Consider the following 19,969-nt stretch of genomic DNA (forward strand, 5'->3'; position numbering starts at 1 on the left):
CCTCTTTTATTTTACATCAAATGATTTTAAGTTGTCGCGACGGATTTTATCTTTTTCTGCATCTGATTTTTTGAAATCATAATCATATAAAGCGCCTTCCCAATCGCCATACATTGGATTCGGGAAAATAATGAATTTCTCACCAAATTGTGCTTTTGAATCTGCTACTGTTTGGTTACGATCTTTTACAGATTTTCCATCAAAACCTGTGAAATCAGATAAGTTATCACCGAAGAATAAGACAATATCATGGGTTTGAGAAACGAGTTCACGGCGTTTTTCTTTTCCTTTTTCTTTCGGATCTTGTAGTAATATATGTTCTTTCGTTGCTTGAGGAGCACCTACACGCTCAAGATTTTTAATTGTTGCATCTAGTTGATTCGTTTTACGATTTGAGATGTAGTAAATATCTACACCTTTAGACTCTGTATATTTTAAGAAATCAATTGCGCCTGGAAGGGCTTCAGCTTCAGCTTTGTTAATCCAATCATCCCATTTGTAAGGATAGCCTTTGCCTGTTTTTACGCTCATTGCCTGATGAGGACTGTTATCTAAAACAGTTTCGTCTAAATCAAGCACGATAGCAGGTTTTTTCTCTGTCCCTTTTGCAAGAATTGCATCAAGCTTTAATTGACCAATGTTGTACCCTTGGTAGTAAAGTGCTTTCGTTTCACCGGCTGTTTGATACCATAAATCAGCCATTAATTGTTGTTCTGTTAATTTTACTTTCTCTTCTTTCGCCACTGTTTTCTCTGGTGTTCCTGAACATGCTACAAGTGATGTAGATAGAACCGCTACAGATAATAAAGTGGTAATGCCCCTCTTCATCTTCATATGTATCCTCCTTGATGTTAGAAAATCATTTTATATTATATATTAAAATATAATATTTTTATATGAACATTTGCATATTGTCTTTTGTATATATAGTAGTATGTCCTATATTAGAAAGATGAGCAAAATAATAATAGTTGTTTTGACAAGTTTTATTGTCGTAATGACAATTATAATTGACAAAAAGAACTTTTTTATTTACAATTTTAACTAAATAGAACAAATGATGGATTCATGACGATGTTTACATATAAGAGAATGAAGCGTGGTGCTATATTTTGTCTTGAATAAACATAGTCTTTGAAAGAGAGTACGAATGATACTAAAGGGGAGGCTTTATACTTGAGTTTACAAATTCAAAACTTAACGAAACAATTTGGGGAATCAAAAGCAGTTAACGGTTTGCAAATTTCGTTACCAAAAGGTGAAGTACTAGGGTTACTTGGACGAAATGGTGCAGGGAAAACAACAACAATCAAAATGCTTCTCGGATTATTAACGCCTAATGAAGGTTCGATTACATGGGATGGAAAAGCATTTGGAAATAGTGGTGTAACAATTGGGTATTTACCAGAAGAAAGAGGTTTATATACAAAAAGTAGAGTAATAGATCAGCTGCGATATTTTGGTAGATTAGAAGGAATGTCGAAGAAAGAAGTGGATCACGCTATTGATCACTGGTTAGAGCGTTTAGCGATACCAGAATATAAATTTAAAACGGCTGGAGAGCTTTCAAAAGGGAATCAGCAAAAAATACAATTAATTGCTGCTCTTCTTCATAATCCGGAACTTCTCATTTTAGATGAACCATTCAGCGGCCTTGATCCAGTTAATGCTGGGATGCTAGCTAGTATTATTGAAGAACAAGTACAGAGCGGAAAGACGATTATTTTATCAAGTCATCGTATGGAACAAGTAGAGGCTTTTTGCCAACATGTATGTATTTTGAAAAAAGGTGAAGCAGTCGTAAAAGGACAGCTAAGTGATATTAAGAAAGAATACGGTTTCCGTAATTTAACGATTGAAGATACAGTAGAGAATGAAAAGGGATTAGAAGCTATACATGTATCGTATGAAAAACAACAAGGCCTTCTTTATGTGAAAGTACAGGACGATGCGGAAGCTCTCAAGATTTTGCAACAGTTGCAAGAGCAAGGTGTTAGCTTACGACAATTCAAAATGTTAGAGCCGACGTTAAACGAAATCTTTGTAGAGAGGGCGAAATAACGATGCGTAAATTTTCTCACGTATTTTCATTTTATTTTAGGGAAGCGTTTTTATCTAAGAAATCATTAATTACGAGTGCGATTTTATTTTTAGTTGTGTTTGGGATTTTTGCATTTAATCATTTTACTTCAGGCGATGATAAAAATAAGGATAAAGATAAAATTGCAGTTGTAGTAGAGAGTTCCACATATAAAGTACAAAAAGATGAGCTAAATAAGCTATTGCCATCAGCAAAAATAACAATTGGTTCAAAGGATGATTTTGATAAACTGCATAAGCAAGTAGAAGAAGGCGATTTAGATGGTCTATTCCATGTGACGGAAAAGGGTGGGGCTCCATCGATTACATATATGTATAATGGATTTCCAAGCCAAGCAACTTCTGCAATTATGGCAGGATATTTAAAGCAACAATATACGATGGTGACGATTGCCAAAAATAATGTTTCACCAGAAATTGCACAGCAATTACAAACAGAAATTCAAGTAAAGCAAGAAGCGATAAAAGATCGTACATCTTCTTTCGGAATTGCCTATTTCTTTACATTTGCTTTATATATGTTTATTGTAGCGTTCGGAAATACAATCGCAATGAATATTGCATCTGAAAAGGCGTCACGTGTAATGGAAGTAATGCTTCCGAAAGTGAAGCCTCTTACGATGATGTATGCGAAAATTTTAGCGGTTGTTTCAACGGCGTTATTGCAACTTGTCATATTGGCGTGTGGTTATCTTATTCCATATTTGTTAGGCTGGGTCGATTTAGAAAGTGCCTCACTATTTGGTATTCCAATTGACTTTACGAAATTAGATGCAAAGGTTATCAGCATGTTTCTTGTTTATTTCATTACGGGATATTTACTTTATGCGATGATGTATGCTGCTGCTGGAGCTGTCGTGTCTAAGACGGAGGATTTACAAGCTGTATCTTTCCCGGTAATGATTTTAATTATGGCTGCATTCTTTATTAGTATTAAATCATTAAGTGATCCGAATAGTACTATCGTTGTTGTAAGTTCTTACGTTCCATTTTTTACACCGATGGTTACCTTCTCACGTATTGTAGCTGGTGAAGCAGGTATGCTAGAAATTACGATAACATTAGCAGTCTTATTGGCGACAATTGCGGTATTAAATGCTGTTACAAGCCGCATTTACGTAAACGGCGTAATGAATTACTCAGATAAAGTGAAATTTAAAGATTTAGCGAAATTTATAAAGCGTCAATAATGAGAGAAAAGCATGATTTCCTATTGAAATCATGCTTTTTCTTTATGTATAAATTAAAAATAGTATATAATAATAAGAGTCGTCTTTTAATAGAATGAATAAAAAGGAGGGTGTGCAGATGGGGATTAGTAGTCGTTTTACAGTAGGTGTTCATATGCTGACATTACTTGCGATAGATCGAAACTCTCGCTGTACCTCTGAATGGATTGCCGGTAGTGTGAATACAAATCCAGTTGTGATTCGTCGCATTACAGGAATGTTGAAGAGAGCAGGGCTTGTTGATGTACAAGCTGGTAAAGGTGGTACGACACTTGCTCGAGATTTAGAAGAAATTACATTACTTGATGTATATAAAGCAGTGGAAGTTGTAGAAGAAGGACAACTATTTTCCTTCCATGAAAATCCCAACATTGAATGTCCAGTAGGAGCTAATATTCAATCAGTATTAGAAATTATTTTAATGCAAGCGCAAGAAGCGATGGAAAACGTACTTGCAAATGTAACGGTAGATCAATTAGTTACAAATTTAAAGTCTAAAATGAAAGAATAAAAAAAGCGAGCTTCCTCATAATGAGGGCTCGCATTTTTTTATTCAGAAATATTGAAAATTCTATTTTTCAGTATTTAAAATGAATTTACCTACGATAGCTGCAAAGATACCACCAAGAATTGGTGCTACGATGAATACCCATAGTTGAGAAAGTGCTTCTCCACCAACAAATAAAGCTGGTGCGATACTACGAGCTGGGTTAACAGATGTTCCAGTTAACGGAATTCCTAATAAGTGAATTAAAACTAATGTGAAACCAATTACTAGTCCAGCTAAAGAAGAACTTCCTTTTTTACCTGTTACAGCAACGATAACTAAAATAAATACGAAAGTTAAAATGAACTCAACTAAAAATGCTCCAGATAAACCAAGAGTTCCGAAACCATTTTGTCCTAAATTATCTAAAGGTGTTTTAGCAGATTTTAAAATTGTTACTAACGTTGCAGTTCCTAATAAACCACCTAAAATTTGAGCTAATACATAATAACAAAGTTCCATAGCGTTCATTCGTTTGTTGATGAACATAGCTACTGATACTGCTGGGTTAATGTGACATCCAGAAATTGTTCCGATGCTATATGCCATAGCTACAATAGATAGACCGAAAGCCATAGCGATTCCTAATGTTCCAATTCCTTCAATTCCGCCGCCAGTGACAGCTACTCCAGTTCCGAATAATACAAGTACAAATGTACCAATAAATTCAGCGATTGCTTTTTTTAACATAATTTACCTCCTATTGATGCGCATGAAACGTATTATAACATAAGTTTTAGTATAAACAGCCAATGAAATACTATTCTGATAAGGCGAAATAGGGGGACAATAAAAAAGAGTATGGTTCATCTCTATAGAACCATACCCTTTTTTTATGCCGATTTTTTCTGTTTAACGACTGGAACAGAACGGTTTAAAATACTATTTGCAACCATTCCTAACATGATAATAATCATTCCGATGAGAGAAAGTCCTTCAGGGAGTGAACCATTTAAGAAAATGATTTCTCCAAGTACGGTAAAGACCATCGTTCCAGCTTGTGTTGCTTCAACAGCTCCAAGTAGAGCGAGGTTATCTTTTGCTAAGTCAGTAGCAAAGAAAAATGTCATCGTTGCAATAACGCCGGAACATAACGCTAACAAAAATCCTTGAAGCATTTGGTTGGATGTTGGAATGCCAGTAGTAGAAAATCCGTATATACCAAGCAAGATTGTTATAGGAAGACTTCCAATTGCCATTCCTAATACACGTTGGAACGTATCAAGGCGTCCACCAACAAGCTCCATCATTTTTCGGTTACCGAACGGATATAAGAAAGCGGCTAATACGACAGGTAAAAAACCTGAAATGAACTGAGTCATTGTAATATGGCCTGCGGCAGTTGCTTGCATACAAATTACACCAAGTAAAATAAATAATGCAACATATAAGCTACGAAGTGGAATTTTTCCGCGTACAAGTTTCGTACCTGATTTTGTTTCTATTTTCACGAAAAATAGTGGTGATAGTAGTAAACCGGCTAAAATCGTAACTTGCCAAGTTCCAGCAACGAGCCAAGCTGGAGAAAAGACAGCTGCGAAACTTAATAAAGAATAAAAACCAATACCGGCAACAGAACCCCATCCGATCCATGCCAATGGATGTTTTTTTAACTCTTCCCATAATTCCCTAAAGTTTTTGCGAAATAAAACGATAAGGAATAAAATAGGAAGAGCAAATAAAAAACGGAAGGAAGCTGTCCAAGCCCAGCTCGTTCCAGATACATTCATTGCTCTATTAATAATAAAGGTTGCAGAAAAAAAGGCCGATGATAAAAGACCTAATAAAATTGCGCGCATGAAGTATAGCACTCCTTTCGAAAATAAATAATTATGTATAGTATGATATACTTTTAATTATTAAAAGTAAACTATTTTATACTTTGAGGTGGTTTTATATATGAAAGAAAATGAAGATATGCAAACGAAAGAAGTCATTCAACAAGTTGGACAGTTATTGAGACAAATTCGAAATGAACAGAAATTAAGTTTAGAAGAATTAGCCCATAAAACAGGAGTTAGTAAATTAACATTAGGAAAGATCGAAAGAGGGGAAACAAATCCGACACTAGCTGTCATTTGGAAAATAACGAAAGGGTTATCAATTCCTTTATCCAGATTAATGGTTGTTGGAGAACCTGTAGCTGTTGCACGCTGTGGAGAAGGATTTGCAGTAGATGAAGGACAAGCGTGGCATTTAGAAACGATGTTCCGTTATACGAAAGAAACAGGGATGGAAATGCACCGTGCTTGTTTACGATCAAATAGTATATATGAGCCAGAAGCTCATCATGAAGGTGCGATTGAGCTTGTAACGGTAATGAAAGGGAAAGTGTCTATTCAAGTGGAGAATGATGTATACGAATTAAATGAGTTTGATTCCATTCAATTTGAAGCGAATAAGAAGCATATTTATAAAAATGAAGAAGAAGAAGTGGCGGTATTACATTTAACGATGAAATATTCTTCATGAAAAAATCACCTATAGGATTCTATAGGTGATTTGCTCTTCTTAAGTATGTGAAATAATGCCGTTAGTACGAACGTGGCATAAGTAATAAACAAATGAAATAAACTAAAAATCCTGTCCCAAAACATAAAACAGCAATAACCCAAATGATACGAATAAGAGTAGAGCTAATATCAAAATATTCTCCTAAACCACCACATATACCAAATAGCATTTTATCAGTTTCGGATTTACATAACTTTTTTGACATATTCCAATCAACTCCTTTTTATATCAAATTGCATACTTTTATTCTATATGGAAATTTATGAGAAGACTATGGGGTTGTATTACATTTTTTTGCGAGAAGGGATCGTATTAATTGTCTTAATTTTCAGTGGATATTAAACTTGTAGTTATGAGGTGATTTTTAATAAAGGGTGGGGAAATAGAGATGACAGTATATTGGTTGACTAACGTAATGCTTGAATCAGGATATACATATGAAGAAGAGAGAATTTCACAAACAGAAACAGAATTATGCAGTTTACTTATTGAAGATGGTCGAATTAAAAAAATTATAAAAGGGATTGTTCAAGAGGAAGATATAGTAACTTTTGATGCTAAGAACTTATTAATGTTGCCAGCTTTCAAAGAGATGCACATTCACATTGATAAAACATATTATAGTGGCCCATGGAAAGCTTGTATGCCAGCAGAAAGTATTTTTACACGTTTTAATGAAGAAGAAAAAATTTTACCAAAGCAATTAGCGACTGCCCAAAATAGAGCTGAAAATATGCTAGAGTTACTACTGCAAAATGGTGCAACGAATATTAGAACGCATTGTAATGTTGATCCAATTATTGGGCTTGGTAATTTGGAGGCGACGTTAGCGGCATTAGAAACATATAAAAATCGAGTATCTAGTAGAATTGTTGCGTTTCCGCAACATGGATTATTGCGCAGTAATTCTGTGCAACTCGTGAAAGATGCGATGCGTATGGGTGCTCATCTAGTCGGAGGAGTAGATCCAGCTACAGTGGATAATGACATTGAAAAGTCATTACATACAATTATGGATATCGCAGTCGAATTTAATGCGGATGTTGATATTCATTTGCACGATGCGAATAATCTTGGAACGTTTACGATGAAGAGATTGGCAAGTTTAACAGAAGAAGCAGGATGGCAAGGCCGTGTAACGATTAGTCATGCACTTGGACTTGGTGGTGTTACTGATAAAGAGGCTGAAGAAGTGGCAGAAAGACTCGCAAATGTAAATATTGATATTACTTCAACAGTGCCAATTGGTAAACAAGTAATCCCAATTCCGTTATTAGATAAAAAAGGTGTTAAGGTTTCATTAGGCAATGATAGCATTACAGATCATTGGTCACCGTTTGGAACAGGTGATATGCTTCAAAAGGCGAATCGATTAGCAGAGCGTTTTGGGTGGAGTGACGAAAGGTCTTTAGGAAAAGCACTCCGCTTTATTACAGGAGGAAAAGAAACGTTAAATAAGGAAGGGAAACGAGTATGGCCGAATGTAGGGGATGAAGCGAGCTTTGTTTTGACGAATGCGACATGCGCTGCTGAAGCAGTAGCACGTCAAACAGAAAAACGTTTAGTCGTGTATAAAGGAAATATTGTTGTTGGAAGTTTAAATGAGGTGGAATTAAATAATCTTGTGTAGAAGAATCGTTTAAATATTTTGAGGAGGGTTCTAATGGTGAGTATAGAACTCTTCTTTTTTATTCTTACAATATATTTTTATAGGAAAGCTAGAAGGGATGAAAAAATTGGACAATCAACATAACCAAAATCATATTATGGGAACTTTGCAATGGTTTATATTTTTATTAGCAAATTCAATCGCACTACCAATTGTCGTTGGCGGATTATTTCATCTTACGACGGAAGAAATATTTTATTTAATGCAGCGTACGTTTTTTGTAGTTGGTATATCTTCTTTTTTACAAGGATGGCTTGGGCATAGACTGCCAATTGCGGATGGGCCGGCTGGATCTTGGGTTGGTGTATTTACCGTACTTGCTTATGCAACGGCCGGACAAGATCAATTACATAGTACACTGCAAATTTTAGAATTAGGAATGATAATCTCCGGTGTTATTCTAATAGGATTAGGAGTAACTGGTTTTATAGGACGTATTTTATTTTTATTTACGCCGCTTGTGACAGGGACGTTTTTACTTTTATTATGTTTACAATTAAGTGGTGTATTTTTAAAAGGAATGTTAGGAATTACAGCTACTATTTCTCAAATCGACGGATTTACAGCAATGATCGCGTTTAGTATATTTCTGTTCGTTATTATACTATCTAATTTTGGACAAGGCTTTGTCAAAAGTTATGCAGTTTTAATAGGATTAATTAGTGGGTGGGTTATTTTTCTCATTGCAGGAAAATTGACAATCCCATCTCAAGTAACTCATTTTGTGCAACTTCCACATATATTTGCTTGGGGACTTCCAAAATGGAATACAGGTATGGCTGTATCAAGTTTTGTTATGGTATGTATTTTAGTTTCGAATACGGTGGCAGCTATTATAGCAATTAATCAAGCAACTATTCATAAAGCGACTATTGAACAAAAACAGTTGAAAGATGGAACATGGGTTGGAGGGATTTCGCATATCATCTCTTCTGTATTTTCAACTGTAGGTGTCGTTCCGTTACCAGCAACGGCAGGATTTATACGTTTAACAAAACAAAAGTATATACGATCGTTCTTAATGGCATGTGCGTTACTAGTCGTAATGTCTCTTTTTCCAAGTATTATTCGTTACTTAGCATCTTTACCATCAGCTGTCGCATCGGCTGTTTTAATGGCTTCGTTCGTACAGTTAATTGGAATTGGATTTAATAATATAAAACAAGTGCCGATGAGTGAAAGGAATGTGACGATTTTAGGCGTTGCAGTATTATTTGGCAGCGGCGTTATGTTTTTACCGTCTGGAGTACTCCAATCCTTGCCGTCTGTTATGCAATATATATTCGGTAATGGTTTATTCGTAGGTACGGTTGTAAGTATATTGCTAGAACAAATATGGCGCGTTGGAAAGTAAGTGGATAAAAAGAGTGTACGCACTGTATAAAAGTCTAAAATAACATAGGAAATAAAGCCCATTTTCATTCACCACCTGCACATTTCGTTCATACAATATCTTGACTAAATAAACACCCAACTTACACATACACAGCTCTGGCTTAAGCAAGGAGGGTTATACCAGTTGAAGGAAAAAGCGTATCAATCTAAACCTTTACTCACAAAGAGAGAGAGAGAAGTATTTGAATTGCTGGTTCAAGATAAAACAACGAAGGAAATTGCAGGTGAACTTTTTATAAGTGAAAAGACAGTTCGCAACCACATCTCAAACGCAATGCAAAAGCTAGGGGTTAAAGGACGTTCACAAGCAGTTGTGGAGCTTCTTCGTATGGGAGAGCTCGAATTATAAGAAAGCAGCCGACTTTTATATAAAAGTCGGCTATTTTTTTGTTTGCTTCACTTGCTATATGAATGATAAAAACGTTTCATACATAAATAGGTAATAAGGAGGGGATATGTTGAAAAGGATACTGTTAGTTTCAACAAGTGCTCATGATATGAATGGACACCCGACTGGTTTGTGGCTTGAAGAGCTCGCAGCTCCTTATCATGTATTAAAAAAGGCTAAGTTTGATGTTGATATTGTGTCAATAAAAGGCGGGAGAGTACCTATAGATAGAGTGTCTATTCCGAATGGTATACCTCGCGAATTCAAGCATGTAGCTTCTTTATTGCAAAATACGAGGCCGATTTCAAATGTTCATTTTTCGGATTATGATGCGGTTTTATTTGGTGGTGGGCACGGGGCGATTGTAGATTTTCCAGGTAATCCATATGTAGCAAATTTGATTGAGAATATGTATAACAATAACCGGATTGTAGCGGCTGTTTGTCACGGAGTAAGCTCTTTAGTCGGTGTGAAAAATAAGGATGGCTCGTTTTTTGTTGCGGGTAAGCGTATAACAGGTTATACAAACGATGAAGAAAGAGCTGTACATTTAGAAAAGCGCGTTCCGTTTTTGCTAGAAAGTAAGTTGAAAGAAGAAGGAGCTTTGTTTTATGTAGCCCCCAATTTTACGCCGCATGTAGTAGTAGATGGTCATTTAATTACAGGACAAAATCCACAGTCTAGCGTGGAAATAGGTAAGGCTATAAAAAGGGCTGTAAATAAATTATAGAAAAAGTACCCGCTACTAACAAAGGTAGTGGGTATTTTTATCCCTCTATTTTCCAGGTAGTAGGACCGCGATTGGTGAGGGCTAATAATCAGTGGGGGATGAACAAAACTCCCACTGATTAAAGTTTCACTTTATTCTAAAATTCCCGCCTCAAAATTGGTTTGTAACCGTCCAGTTGGTAATAATTGATTATAGTTTTTTATGTATAGTATATGAAAATGTAATAAACTAAAAAGGCATAATGAGTATAATAACTTCATTTATAATCATTCGTGAATTTGCTATACTATTTTGTATGGACAAAAGGGGAGGCTCTTTTAAATGAGAAAAGTCGCATGTGCAAATACTTATATTAATAAAATAAAGCCCATTATTAGAAAGACAAGTTTTAGCCAATTGAAAATAGATGAAATTGCGAAATATATGGATATTAGTAAAGCTACTTTATATAAACGTTTTTCTTCGAAAGATGAAATTATTGAGGTGGTAGTAGAGGATTTCATGAACTATCTACTCGAAGGTGATGCGGATAATCAAGATGAAAGTATGTCATTTACAGAACGTTTCCAAAAGACGTTTATCCATTCTTTAAAATGTGTGACATATATTTCGGATGTTTTTTTGCAAGATTTGAAAGAAGCATATCCGCATTTGTCGGATCAATTAGTCGCTGCCCAACAAAATCGTAATCATAATTTGCAAATGTTTTTTGAAGCGGGTATGGAACAAGGTTATTTTAATAAAATGAATGCACAATTATTTATGGTACAAGATGATGTGATGTTAAGACGTATTATAGATCATTCTTTTTGTATTCAGTACGATATTACGTTAAAGAAAGCGATACTTGATTTTTATCAATTAAAGAAGTATCAACTTTTTAAACCAGAGTATATAGAAGCAATTGATGATTCTGAAATTGAAAAAGAAGTTATTGCTATTTTGCAAATGATTTCGTAAAAAAGCAGATCTCCCTTAATAGAGGAGAATCTGCTTTTTTAGTACATATTATTTTTGCAACTGTTTTAATACTAATTCGGCTACTGAACCACCTGAAGCTGGGTTTTGACCAGTGATAACACGATTATCTTCTAGAGCATAAGCTTCCCACGGTTGCGCGGCTTTTTCGTAAAGTCCTCCATTTTTAATGAGTTCATCTTCTGTTAAAAATGGAACGAATTGATCTAATTCAGCTAATTTTTCTTCTTCATTTGAAAAGCCTGTTACCTTCTTACCGCTAATTAAACGATCCCCATTGCTTAATGTAATATGAAATAAACCAGCAGCTCCATGACAAACGGAAGAAACAATTCCGCCGTTTTCATAAATATTGCGGCTAATATTTTGAAGTTCTTTATTTTCTGGGAAGTCCCAAATAACCCCGTGGCCACCTGCGTAATAAATAACAGCGTAGTCTTCTGGATTCACTTCACTTGGTTTCATTGTAGAACCGAGGCGATTCATAAACTCTTTCTTTTGATACCATTCCCAATCGATGCTCTCCGCCATTGCTAAACTATGTGGATCAATTGGTGTATAACCGCCTTGTGGACTGACGTAATCAACTTCGTAACCCGCTTCTTCTACTTTTTTTACGAAATGTACAGCTTCACCAAGCCAAAGTCCGGTAGCCCTATTTAAATTTGGATATTTTTCTACGCTTGTTAATACAACTAACATTTTTTTCTTCATCATAATCCTCCTATAATGTCTCTTCTATATAAAAGTTCTGTATGCGTTTCATTTTATTAAGTTAAAAAATGTAAATTTGAATAATCATGCCAGTCCTCCTTATATCGGCTTCGAAATTAGTGTATAATAACTTTTGAACAAAGTAAACTAAAAAGACTTAATTAGTTTACTTTGTATATTTTTCATTGACAAACTGTAATGCTGAAACTATGATAGTTCCATGAATATCGAACAACATACGTGTTTCGTTTCGAATTCAATTTACCCCGCATTAACGGGCAGTAAGACCCTCATCTCAAAATTCAGCGGAAGCAAAGAAGTTAGGTGGGGGTTGGGCTGCCCGTAAAAGCCCGATTGGTGAGGGCTAATAATCAGTGGGGGATGAACAAAAACCTCACTGATTAAAGTTTCACTTTATCGCGCGATAAATTAGCAACTTTTACACATTTAATGAAGTTGTTTAGTGGTAATACAACATTTAAATAACTTCATTTTTTTATCTATAGTTTGACAGTTTTAAAATTGCAATCAGGAGAGTGTTACACATGGGGAAAGATATAAGAAACCATTCGAAATGGTTTGTTTTTACATTATGTTTTATTGTTTTGTTAGGACCGATGAACGCTGTGTTATTTAATGTAGCGCTAGAGGATATTGCCAATGATTTATCAATTAGTCAATCGAAAGTAAGCTGGGTTGTAGTAGGGTATTCCTTAGTTGTCGGTATTGGTTCGATAATATATGGAAAGCTGGCTGATCGTTACAGTGTAAAAAGACTATTAATTATTTCTATTATCATATTTGTAGCTGGTTCTATTGTTGGATTTGTGAATCAATCTTATGAAATTATCATTTTCGCAAGGTTAGTGCAGGCGAGCGGCGGAGCAGCGTTTATTGCGCTTAGTATGATTGCGGTGGCGAAATTAGTTGCTCCAGCTAAAAAACCAGGTGCGTTAGCAATGATTAGTTCTTCTATTGCATTAGCGGTTGGTATTGGACCTTTAGTAGGTGGGGCAATTACAAATACGTTAGGGTGGCCGTATTTATTTTTATTTATGGTTATTTCAATGATTGGTATTTTCTTACTCGTAAAATTTATGCCAGAAGAGGCGCGACATACAGATGAAGTGTTTCGCTTTGATTTCATTGGAGCAGTTTTATTATTTGTATTGATTACGACCATTTTATTAGGAGTTAATATTAATAGTTGGCTTTTTGTGTTATCTGTTGTTTTTCTATTTTTATTTAAGGCTCATATGAAGAGAACGGAGTCGCCGTTTATTGATATTGAGTTATTTACAAATAAACCATTACTTCGTTTAATAGCGGTCGGATTTATCATTAATGTGGCGTTATGTGCTAGTTTATTATTATTACCATTACTGTTAGGAAGAGGACATGGATTGTCTCCATTCGTTATTGGAATTGTATTGTTTATTGCATCTCTCTTTGGTATTGTATCTAGTTTTATTACCGGAAAGATTATTCCTTCGTTTGGGAATGTGAAGATGATGTATGTAGCTTCTGTAGTTATGATCATTGGCTTTTTAATTTTAGGGATTATTCCGGACGGGAACTTACTCTTTATTTTATTTGCGGTTATTTTAACATTTATGAGTTATTCGGCAATTCAAGTATCATTAAACACATTTATCCCGAAAACATTAAATCCAGCTAAAGTTGGAGTCGGTCTTGGTTTATATAATTTAATTAACTTTTTCGGTATGGCATTTGGACCAGCTGTAGCGAGCAAAATTATGGAATCTACAAATAGTTATCGATTGAATTTTATTTTGATCGTCATTTTAATTGTTGCTCATTTCTTCTTATTAATGGGAATGTCTTCTTTTCAAAAAAAGATGGAGCAATGAATATGCACTTTATATAGAAGAAACCGACTTTCTTATAGAAGGTCGGTTATTTTTCTATCTTGCAAATTACGAAAAAAAGGAGCAAAATAAAAAAGGTCCTAGTCTATACATGGGAAAATGAAAATTTTCATACAGAAGCATTTGAAGTGAGCGAACTTAAAGTGTGTAAAATATAATGATAAACATAAAAGATGATGAATGAGAAAACGGGTGATGAAGTTGAATAGAGCAATCGGTGTTATCGATTCAGGAGTTGGCGGTTTAACAGTAGCGAAGGAATTAATTCGTCAGTTGCCGAAAGAGCGTATCATATATTTAGGAGATACAGCACGTTGTCCTTATGGTCCACGTTCTCGAGAAGAAGTACGTCAATTTACGTGGGAAATGACAGAGCATTTACTAGATTTAAATATTAAAATGTTAGTTATTGCGTGTAATACAGCAACTGCAGTTGTATTAGAAGAGATGCAAAAACAATTACCAATTCCAGTAGTAGGAGTTATTCACCCAGGATCACGTACAGCTTTAAAAGTGACAAACACGTATCACGTTGGGATTATTGGAACGATTGGAACGGTGAAAAGTGGTGCATACGAAGAGGCGTTAAAGTCTATTAATAACCGTGTTATGGTAGAAAGTTTAGCTTGTCCACCTTTCGTTGAACTTGTAGAGAGTGGGAATTTCGAAAGTGAAATGGCGTATGAAGTTGTAAGAGAAACGTTGCAACCACTGAAAAGTACCGATATTGATACACTTATATTAGGGTGTACACATTATCCGATTTTAGGACCTGTTATTAAAAAAGTAATGGGAGATAAAGTGCAACTAATTAGTTCTGGTGATGAAACAGCACGTGAAGTAAGTACAATCTTATATCATAGTAAAATGTTGAATGAAGGAGAAGAACAAAGCGATCATCTCTTCTTAACAACAGGAAAAATAGGCTTGTTTAAAGAAATTGCATCAAAATGGTTCGGTCAACCGATTGAAAATGTGAAGCATATTCATTTAGAAAAAGAATAATAGTAGAATTTATATAAGTGAGCTCCTGAGAAATCAGGAGTTTTTGTTTTATCTTGCTATTTGCTGGGGAGTAAGACCCCTGTTGATTAAAGTTTCAATTTATAAGAGGCGCAGCTTGTTCTAAAACATGAAACAGCTCGTATACATAATAGTACAAACTTAGATTTTAGGGGGGAATGGCATGCCTAAATCCACTTTTAAATGGGTTGTTGGTGCTACTGTGAGTGCTGTTTTACTAACAGGGTGTGGCTTTATAAATCAAGAGAAAGCAACTGAACAAATTGATCCGCCAAAACAAGTTACGTATACAGAGGGTGGGAAGAAAGAAGTAGCTAAAAAAGATAAGCAAGGGCAAATGGTAAATAGAGAACTATACCTTGTTGATAAAAATGGTTATGTTGTACCACAAACGTTAGCTATACCTACTCCGAAAGCAAATGAGACTGTGAAGCAAACGTTAGAATACCTTGTGAAAGATGGACCGGTAACGAATTTATTACCGAATGGGTTTCGTGCAGTCATTCCGGCGAATACAACGATGACCTTAGATTTGAAAAAGGACGGAACGGCAGTTATTGATTTCTCTAAAGAAATGAAAAACTATGCGAAAGAAGAAGAGCGTCAAATCGTTGAATCTATAGCTTGGACGTTGACGCAATTTACAGAGATAAAACAAGTGCAGTTCCAAATAAATGGTGAGAAATTGGCAAAGATGCCGGTTGGTGGTACACCGCTTGGTGAAGGAGTGAGCCGTGCAAATGGTATTAACTTCGATGATGAACAAGTAGCAGATGTAACAAATACAAAACCAGTCACACTGTATTTTATGGCGCAAAATAATAATAAACAGCAATACTACGTACCAGTCACACGCCGCGTTGCGGAAGGTAAAGAAAATGACTATGCAACAATTATAGATGAACTTGTAAAAGGTCCGATCCATCAATCGCTCCTGAATGATTTTAATCCAGGCGTTAAGCTTATTACGAATCCGAAATTACAAGACGGAAATCTTACATTAAACTTTAATGAAAATATATTTGTAAACCCAGATAAAAATATGATCTCAAATTACGTATTGAAGTCGTTAGTTTTATCTTTAACAGAAAAGAAAGGTGTGAAAAATATTTCTATTGAAGTGAATGGAAAAGCAAATCTTATAGATGAAAAGGGCGGAAAGTTAATAAAACCTGTAGATCGTCCAGAAAACGTGAATACAGGTAGTTTTTAATCGTCAATAATTTGATATACTTAAGTAAGAAAGAGGAATTGCTTTTTGGGTTCCTCTTCTTTTATTGTATACATATCATACATTTAAATTTGGCTATACTAACAAGTAGTTATGAGGAGGTTATTTTTATGCGAGTAGATGGTAGAGAGAAAACAGAATTACGCCATATACATATTCATACGAATTATTTAAAACATCCAGAAGGATCAGTGTTAATTGAGGTTGGGGATACAAAGGTAATTTGCTCAGCGACAATTGAAGAGCGTGTCCCGCCATTTATGCGTGGAGAAGGAAAGGGCTGGGTAACAGCTGAATATGCGATGATTCCACGTGCGACAGAACAACGTACAATTAGGGAGTCAAGCAAAGGGAAAGTAACAGGACGTACAATGGAAATCCAGCGCTTAATAGGACGAGCATTACGTGCGGTAGTTGATTTAGAAGCGCTTGGCGAGAGAACAGTTTGGATTGACTGTGATGTCATTCAAGCAGATGGTGGAACGAGAACAGCTTCTATTACAGGTGCATATGTAGCGATGGTATTAGCTTTCGAGAAATTATTACAAGCAGAAAAAGTATCTAAAATTCCAGTAAAAGATTATTTAGCAGCAACATCAGTAGGAATTGTTGAAGAGCAAGGTGTTGTTTTAGATTTAAACTATGCAGAAGATTCTAAAGCAGACGTTGATATGAATGTAATTATGACTGGAAAAGGTCAGTTCGTTGAAGTGCAAGGAACTGGAGAAGAAGCGACGTTTAGTAGAGCGCAGTTAAATGAATTACTTGATGCAGCAGAACAAGGCATTTTCCAACTGATTGATATGCAAAAAGAAGCGTTAGGTGACATCGTATCTCATATAGAGTAGAGGTGGAAAGTATGAAACAAGTTGTTGTAGCGACAAAAAATATGGGGAAAGTACGTGAATTTGCTGAGTTATTTGAGCGATTTGATTTAGAAGTGAAATCATTACACGATTTTCCTCATATTGAAGAAGTCGAAGAAACTGGTGAAACATTTGAAGAAAATGCGATCTTAAAAGCGGATAGTTTGAGTAGACAGTTGAATGCAATTGTAATTGCGGATGATTCAGGTCTTATTGTAGATGCGTTAAACGGGAAACCAGGCGTGTATTCAGCTCGTTTTGCTGGAGAGCCAAAAGATGATCAAGCGAATATTGATAAAGTTTTACAAGAATTAAATGAAATACCGTTTGATAAGCGTAAAGCTCGCTTCTACTGTGCATTAGCAGTAGCTTTCCCTGAAGGTGATAAAAAGCCTGTCATTGTAAACGGGACATGTGAAGGATTTATTTTAGAACAACGCCGCGGAGAAAATGGCTTTGGATACGATCCGATCTTTTATGTGGAAGAGTACAAAAAAGCAATGGCGGAATTAAGTTCAGATGAAAAAAATGCTATTAGTCACCGCGGACGTGCTCTTCGTAAGTTAGAAGAAAAAATCCCGGAATGGTTTTTAGGAGAATAAGGGAGAGAGAATGATGAAAGCTTTAATCGTAAGCGATAGTCATAGCTCTGTGAAGGAATTACAGCAGTTGAAAGAGAAGTATGAAGGGAAAGTAGATATCATGATTCATTGCGGTGATTCAGAGCTAACATCTGCTCATGAAGAACTGCAAGGTTTCCATGTTGTAAAAGGAAACTGTGATTATGCTAACTTTCAAGATGAAATTGTAACTGATGTAGATGGAATTCGCTTCTTAGTTGTGCATGGACATCGCCATAATGTGAAAATGACATTACAAACGCTAGCGTACCATGCTGAAGAAGTGGGAGCGCAAGTTGCATGCTTCGGACATTCTCACGTATTAGGTGCGGAATTAATCGAGGGCGTTTTATTTATTAATCCAGGCAGTATTTTATTACCACGTCAGCGTGTAGAAAAGACATTTGCTTTATTAGAAATGGATGAAAATCAAATGGAAGTTCGTTTTGAAACGTTAGACGGACAACTAGTTGAACAGGCAGTTTTTAAAAGAGGATAAGAAAATTTATCCTCTTTTAAAAAAGGTGTTGACTTTATGTGTGGTTATACATATAATAAATATTGTCGATAGGGCAACGGCGCTAACGAAGAAAAGAAAATAACATATGCGGGTGTAGTTTAGTGGTAAAACAAGAGCCTTCCAAGCTCTGGTCGAGAGTTCGATTCTCTTCACCCGCTCCATGTCCCAGTAGCTCAGCCGGATAGAGCATACGCCTTCTAAGCGTACGGTCGGGAGTTCGAATCTCTCCTGGGACGCTAAAAAAACCTTGTTATCTTTTGATAACAAGGTTTTTTGTTTGGGTTATAAGTGTAGTTCATGCTTAATATTTGCGACCTTTCCTTTGATATTAAGCAGTTGCATATGTACTTCTTTTTCTTAAATAAAAAGAGGACCATTTATGCGCCCTATTCCTCTTATTTAATTTAAAGAATCAATAGGTTTATGATGGAACTCAAATCCATATCCAGATTCTCTTAATTGTTTACTTACAATATTATAAAACTCTTTACCATTCTAGTACGATTGAGCAGCAGTTATCGGAACTTATCCCTGTGAGTGTGTTACAATTAATAGAAGCGAAAAACGAGAATCTCCAATTGACTGGACCTGTGATTGGTTAGATGGTTTAAGAAGGTCGTATAAAAAAGGGAGATGGCGCAAAGATGGCGAGATCAAATGAGAACGATTTAACGGAGAAATTGGCAGAAGGTCACCGAAAATATGGTGATGGCAATTTTACAGTACAGAACATCGGTGATGAAACTAACCCGAATTGGACTATCGTAAAAAATGTGAGGAAGGGATCGGCAGGCATTCGCGAAGGAGAAGATATATTAAGACTGCGATCAAAATATATAAAATAGTACGGAAATGGGCGGAGCGGGAGCTCGAATCTCTCCTGGTACGCTACAAAAACCTTGTTATCTTTTGATAACAAGGTTTTCTGTTTAGTTATTAATAAACTTCTCAAATACAAAACCATAATCTTTCACATTATATTGTTTCTTCGTATCAACAAGCCAGTTAAAGGCAATCTCGTTCATTTCTTTAAATTGCTCTGCTAAATTTACTTGTGCGTTTGAAATGCGGCTAAAGGCATTAGATGCCATATCTAAACTTTTATGTGCATATTGTAATGTAATATCGTTGTCGTATGAAATTTCTTCGATTTTAAGTAAAGCCTTATATAAATCTTTTAATTCTTCAATATGTTTTTTATGAACATCAATTGAGTAATGTTCATCGCCCATTTGAAACTTAATTTCTACATCTAAATCAATCGTTCCTGCAGTTTCAAGTGCTACGTTTTTAATTTGATATTTACTATAACTAAAGCGGCGTAGTGTACGTTTTTTACTTGTTGCGCTTGTACCGTCTAAGTGAATTAACCCTTTGTTTGTGAAGCAATATTCATCTGATTTCGATTTAATTAGAAAGTAAATTTTCTCCCCATCTTCATGCATTACATAATCATCGGCATCGACCTTATCATAGTCTTTAGGTGTAATAACAGAACCTACATCGCTTAGTCCTAATACATCTGCGGCCATTTTTTTAAACATATATAATCCCCC

Annotated in this window: 22 protein-coding genes, 2 tRNA genes and 1 pseudogene; 18 read left to right on the top strand and 7 right to left on the bottom strand. The window is 35.5% G+C overall.

Annotated features, from left to right (window positions below):
* Positions 1-6: 6 nt before the first annotated feature.
* Positions 7-834, bottom strand: a complete 828-nt coding sequence (locus tag ACZDYH_RS00920; RefSeq protein ID WP_000782767.1) for a 5'-nucleotidase, lipoprotein e(P4) family — start codon at positions 832-834, stop codon at positions 7-9.
* A 342-nt stretch (positions 835-1,176) separates the two neighbouring features.
* On the opposite strand from ACZDYH_RS00920, the gene ACZDYH_RS00925 reads away from it, so the two are divergent.
* From ACZDYH_RS00925 to ACZDYH_RS00935, 3 genes are all read left to right on the top strand, one after another.
* Complete coding sequence (locus ACZDYH_RS00925) at positions 1,177-2,061, top strand: ABC transporter ATP-binding protein (protein ID WP_000058117.1); 885 nt, start codon at positions 1,177-1,179, stop codon at positions 2,059-2,061.
* Between the two features lie 2 nt (positions 2,062-2,063).
* Positions 2,064-3,290 carry an ABC transporter permease gene (locus ACZDYH_RS00930; protein WP_001224980.1) on the top strand — a complete coding sequence of 409 codons (1,227 nt, stop codon included), beginning with the start codon at positions 2,064-2,066 and terminating at the stop codon, positions 3,288-3,290.
* A gap of 118 nt (positions 3,291-3,408) precedes the next feature.
* Entirely contained in the window at positions 3,409-3,840 is a 432-nt protein-coding gene (locus tag ACZDYH_RS00935) for an Rrf2 family transcriptional regulator (RefSeq protein WP_000512998.1), read from the top strand.
* A gap of 60 nt (positions 3,841-3,900) precedes the next feature.
* Here the strand turns inward: ACZDYH_RS00935 and ACZDYH_RS00940 are convergent, their stop codons facing one another.
* Both ACZDYH_RS00940 and ACZDYH_RS00945 read right to left on the bottom strand, forming a co-directional pair.
* Positions 3,901-4,566 (bottom strand): aquaporin, encoded by a 666-nt coding sequence (locus ACZDYH_RS00940; protein ID WP_000913213.1) that lies wholly within the window; start codon positions 4,564-4,566, stop codon positions 3,901-3,903.
* 143 nt (positions 4,567-4,709) lie between these two features.
* A complete protein-coding gene (locus ACZDYH_RS00945) occupies positions 4,710-5,675 on the bottom strand; it encodes a DMT family transporter (protein WP_001201624.1) in 966 nt (321 codons plus the stop codon).
* Between the two features lie 100 nt (positions 5,676-5,775).
* Between ACZDYH_RS00945 and ACZDYH_RS00950 the strand changes: the two genes are divergently transcribed.
* Positions 5,776-6,348: a helix-turn-helix domain-containing protein gene (locus ACZDYH_RS00950; protein WP_000661924.1), complete on the top strand. Its 573-nt coding sequence runs from the start codon at positions 5,776-5,778 to the stop codon at positions 6,346-6,348.
* A gap of 61 nt (positions 6,349-6,409) precedes the next feature.
* Here ACZDYH_RS00950 and ACZDYH_RS00955 read toward each other — a convergent pair whose 3' ends face one another.
* The gene (locus tag ACZDYH_RS00955; protein WP_000038411.1) at positions 6,410-6,595 is read right to left on the bottom strand and encodes a PspC domain-containing protein; all 186 of its coding nucleotides are present in this window, start codon (positions 6,593-6,595) and stop codon (positions 6,410-6,412) included.
* A 183-nt stretch (positions 6,596-6,778) separates the two neighbouring features.
* Between ACZDYH_RS00955 and ACZDYH_RS00960 the strand changes: the two genes are divergently transcribed.
* The 5 genes from ACZDYH_RS00960 (at position 6,779) to ACZDYH_RS00980 (ending at position 11,532) form a co-directional block, all read left to right on the top strand.
* Positions 6,779-8,020, top strand: coding sequence for an amidohydrolase family protein (locus ACZDYH_RS00960; protein WP_000219564.1), 1,242 nt, complete (start codon positions 6,779-6,781; stop codon positions 8,018-8,020).
* Positions 8,021-8,117: 97 nt separating this feature from the next.
* Positions 8,118-9,413 carry a purine/pyrimidine permease gene (locus ACZDYH_RS00965; protein WP_166694765.1) on the top strand — a complete coding sequence of 432 codons (1,296 nt, stop codon included), beginning with the start codon at positions 8,118-8,120 and terminating at the stop codon, positions 9,411-9,413.
* Between the two features lie 165 nt (positions 9,414-9,578).
* Positions 9,579-9,803: a spore germination transcription factor GerE gene (gene gerE, locus ACZDYH_RS00970; RefSeq protein WP_000659484.1), complete on the top strand. Its 225-nt coding sequence runs from the start codon at positions 9,579-9,581 to the stop codon at positions 9,801-9,803.
* Positions 9,804-9,909: 106 nt separating this feature from the next.
* A complete protein-coding gene (locus ACZDYH_RS00975) occupies positions 9,910-10,572 on the top strand; it encodes a type 1 glutamine amidotransferase domain-containing protein (RefSeq protein ID WP_000919610.1) in 663 nt (220 codons plus the stop codon).
* Between the two features lie 321 nt (positions 10,573-10,893).
* Positions 10,894-11,532, top strand: a complete 639-nt coding sequence (locus ACZDYH_RS00980; protein ID WP_001233008.1) for a TetR/AcrR family transcriptional regulator — start codon at positions 10,894-10,896, stop codon at positions 11,530-11,532.
* 48 nt (positions 11,533-11,580) lie between these two features.
* On the opposite strand, the gene ACZDYH_RS00985 is transcribed toward ACZDYH_RS00980, so the two are convergent.
* Positions 11,581-12,264: a type 1 glutamine amidotransferase domain-containing protein gene (locus tag ACZDYH_RS00985; protein ID WP_000728515.1), complete on the bottom strand. Its 684-nt coding sequence runs from the start codon at positions 12,262-12,264 to the stop codon at positions 11,581-11,583.
* A 545-nt stretch (positions 12,265-12,809) separates the two neighbouring features.
* Between ACZDYH_RS00985 and ACZDYH_RS00990 the strand changes: the two genes are divergently transcribed.
* The 8 genes from ACZDYH_RS00990 to ACZDYH_RS01025 all read left to right on the top strand — a co-directional run bounded on the left by ACZDYH_RS00990 (position 12,810) and on the right by ACZDYH_RS01025 (position 18,649).
* Complete coding sequence (locus tag ACZDYH_RS00990) at positions 12,810-14,135, top strand: MFS transporter (protein ID WP_000513858.1); 1,326 nt, start codon at positions 12,810-12,812, stop codon at positions 14,133-14,135.
* A gap of 213 nt (positions 14,136-14,348) precedes the next feature.
* A complete protein-coding gene (gene racE, locus ACZDYH_RS00995; protein ID WP_000774005.1) occupies positions 14,349-15,158 on the top strand; it encodes a glutamate racemase in 810 nt (269 codons plus the stop codon).
* A gap of 181 nt (positions 15,159-15,339) precedes the next feature.
* Positions 15,340-16,389: a spore germination protein GerM gene (gerM, locus tag ACZDYH_RS01000; protein WP_001126748.1), complete on the top strand. Its 1,050-nt coding sequence runs from the start codon at positions 15,340-15,342 to the stop codon at positions 16,387-16,389.
* Between the two features lie 128 nt (positions 16,390-16,517).
* On the top strand, positions 16,518-17,255 hold the full coding sequence (gene rph, locus ACZDYH_RS01005; protein ID WP_001261765.1) for a ribonuclease PH: 738 nt from the start codon (positions 16,518-16,520) through the stop codon (positions 17,253-17,255).
* A gap of 11 nt (positions 17,256-17,266) precedes the next feature.
* Entirely contained in the window at positions 17,267-17,875 is a 609-nt protein-coding gene (locus ACZDYH_RS01010; RefSeq protein WP_000815939.1) for an XTP/dITP diphosphatase, read from the top strand.
* A gap of 13 nt (positions 17,876-17,888) precedes the next feature.
* Entirely contained in the window at positions 17,889-18,392 is a 504-nt protein-coding gene (locus ACZDYH_RS01015) for a metallophosphoesterase (RefSeq protein ID WP_000645511.1), read from the top strand.
* 108 nt (positions 18,393-18,500) lie between these two features.
* Positions 18,501-18,574, top strand: a tRNA-Gly gene (locus ACZDYH_RS01020).
* 1 nt (position 18,575) lies between these two features.
* A tRNA-Arg gene (locus tag ACZDYH_RS01025) sits at positions 18,576-18,649 on the top strand.
* A gap of 163 nt (positions 18,650-18,812) precedes the next feature.
* On the opposite strand, the pseudogene ACZDYH_RS01030 reads toward ACZDYH_RS01025, so the two are convergent.
* A pseudogene (locus tag ACZDYH_RS01030) lies at positions 18,813-18,905 on the bottom strand (DUF6572 domain-containing protein); the annotation flags it as partial.
* A gap of 152 nt (positions 18,906-19,057) precedes the next feature.
* On the opposite strand from ACZDYH_RS01030, the gene ACZDYH_RS01035 reads away from it, so the two are divergent.
* Entirely contained in the window at positions 19,058-19,258 is a 201-nt protein-coding gene (locus tag ACZDYH_RS01035; RefSeq protein WP_000124459.1) for a hypothetical protein, read from the top strand.
* Positions 19,259-19,342: 84 nt separating this feature from the next.
* On the opposite strand, the gene ACZDYH_RS01040 is transcribed toward ACZDYH_RS01035, so the two are convergent.
* Complete coding sequence (locus tag ACZDYH_RS01040) at positions 19,343-19,957, bottom strand: PH domain-containing protein (RefSeq protein ID WP_000473869.1); 615 nt, start codon at positions 19,955-19,957, stop codon at positions 19,343-19,345.
* Positions 19,958-19,969 lie beyond the last annotated feature (12 nt).

It is taken from the genome of Bacillus sp. EB V-12, from assembly GCF_056158125.1.

What these genes read in the sequence shown, in the direction of transcription:
- ACZDYH_RS00920 (WP_000782767.1), bottom strand. Translation starts at nt 834, where the DNA reads ATGAAGATGAAGAGGGGCATTACCACTTTATTATCTGTAGCGGTTCTA.
- ACZDYH_RS00930 (WP_001224980.1), top strand. Translation starts at nt 2,064, where the DNA reads ATGCGTAAATTTTCTCACGTATTTTCATTTTATTTTAGGGAAGCGTTT.
- ACZDYH_RS00935 (WP_000512998.1), top strand. Translation starts at nt 3,409, where the DNA reads ATGGGGATTAGTAGTCGTTTTACAGTAGGTGTTCATATGCTGACATTA.
- ACZDYH_RS00940 (WP_000913213.1), bottom strand. Translation starts at nt 4,566, where the DNA reads ATGTTAAAAAAAGCAATCGCTGAATTTATTGGTACATTTGTACTTGTA.
- ACZDYH_RS00945 (WP_001201624.1), bottom strand. Translation starts at nt 5,675, where the DNA reads ATGCGCGCAATTTTATTAGGTCTTTTATCATCGGCCTTTTTTTCTGCA.
- ACZDYH_RS00950 (WP_000661924.1), top strand. Translation starts at nt 5,776, where the DNA reads ATGAAAGAAAATGAAGATATGCAAACGAAAGAAGTCATTCAACAAGTT.
- ACZDYH_RS00955 (WP_000038411.1), bottom strand. Translation starts at nt 6,595, where the DNA reads ATGTCAAAAAAGTTATGTAAATCCGAAACTGATAAAATGCTATTTGGT.
- ACZDYH_RS00960 (WP_000219564.1), top strand. Translation starts at nt 6,779, where the DNA reads ATGACAGTATATTGGTTGACTAACGTAATGCTTGAATCAGGATATACA.
- ACZDYH_RS00965 (WP_166694765.1), top strand. Translation starts at nt 8,118, where the DNA reads ATGAAAAAATTGGACAATCAACATAACCAAAATCATATTATGGGAACT.
- ACZDYH_RS00975 (WP_000919610.1), top strand. Translation starts at nt 9,910, where the DNA reads ATGTTGAAAAGGATACTGTTAGTTTCAACAAGTGCTCATGATATGAAT.
- ACZDYH_RS00980 (WP_001233008.1), top strand. Translation starts at nt 10,894, where the DNA reads ATGAGAAAAGTCGCATGTGCAAATACTTATATTAATAAAATAAAGCCC.
- ACZDYH_RS00985 (WP_000728515.1), bottom strand. Translation starts at nt 12,264, where the DNA reads ATGAAGAAAAAAATGTTAGTTGTATTAACAAGCGTAGAAAAATATCCA.
- ACZDYH_RS00990 (WP_000513858.1), top strand. Translation starts at nt 12,810, where the DNA reads ATGGGGAAAGATATAAGAAACCATTCGAAATGGTTTGTTTTTACATTA.
- racE (WP_000774005.1), top strand. Translation starts at nt 14,349, where the DNA reads ATGAAGTTGAATAGAGCAATCGGTGTTATCGATTCAGGAGTTGGCGGT.
- gerM (WP_001126748.1), top strand. Translation starts at nt 15,340, where the DNA reads ATGCCTAAATCCACTTTTAAATGGGTTGTTGGTGCTACTGTGAGTGCT.
- rph (WP_001261765.1), top strand. Translation starts at nt 16,518, where the DNA reads ATGCGAGTAGATGGTAGAGAGAAAACAGAATTACGCCATATACATATT.
- ACZDYH_RS01010 (WP_000815939.1), top strand. Translation starts at nt 17,267, where the DNA reads ATGAAACAAGTTGTTGTAGCGACAAAAAATATGGGGAAAGTACGTGAA.
- ACZDYH_RS01015 (WP_000645511.1), top strand. Translation starts at nt 17,889, where the DNA reads ATGAAAGCTTTAATCGTAAGCGATAGTCATAGCTCTGTGAAGGAATTA.
- ACZDYH_RS01035 (WP_000124459.1), top strand. Translation starts at nt 19,058, where the DNA reads ATGGCGAGATCAAATGAGAACGATTTAACGGAGAAATTGGCAGAAGGT.
- ACZDYH_RS01040 (WP_000473869.1), bottom strand. Translation starts at nt 19,957, where the DNA reads ATGTTTAAAAAAATGGCCGCAGATGTATTAGGACTAAGCGATGTAGGT.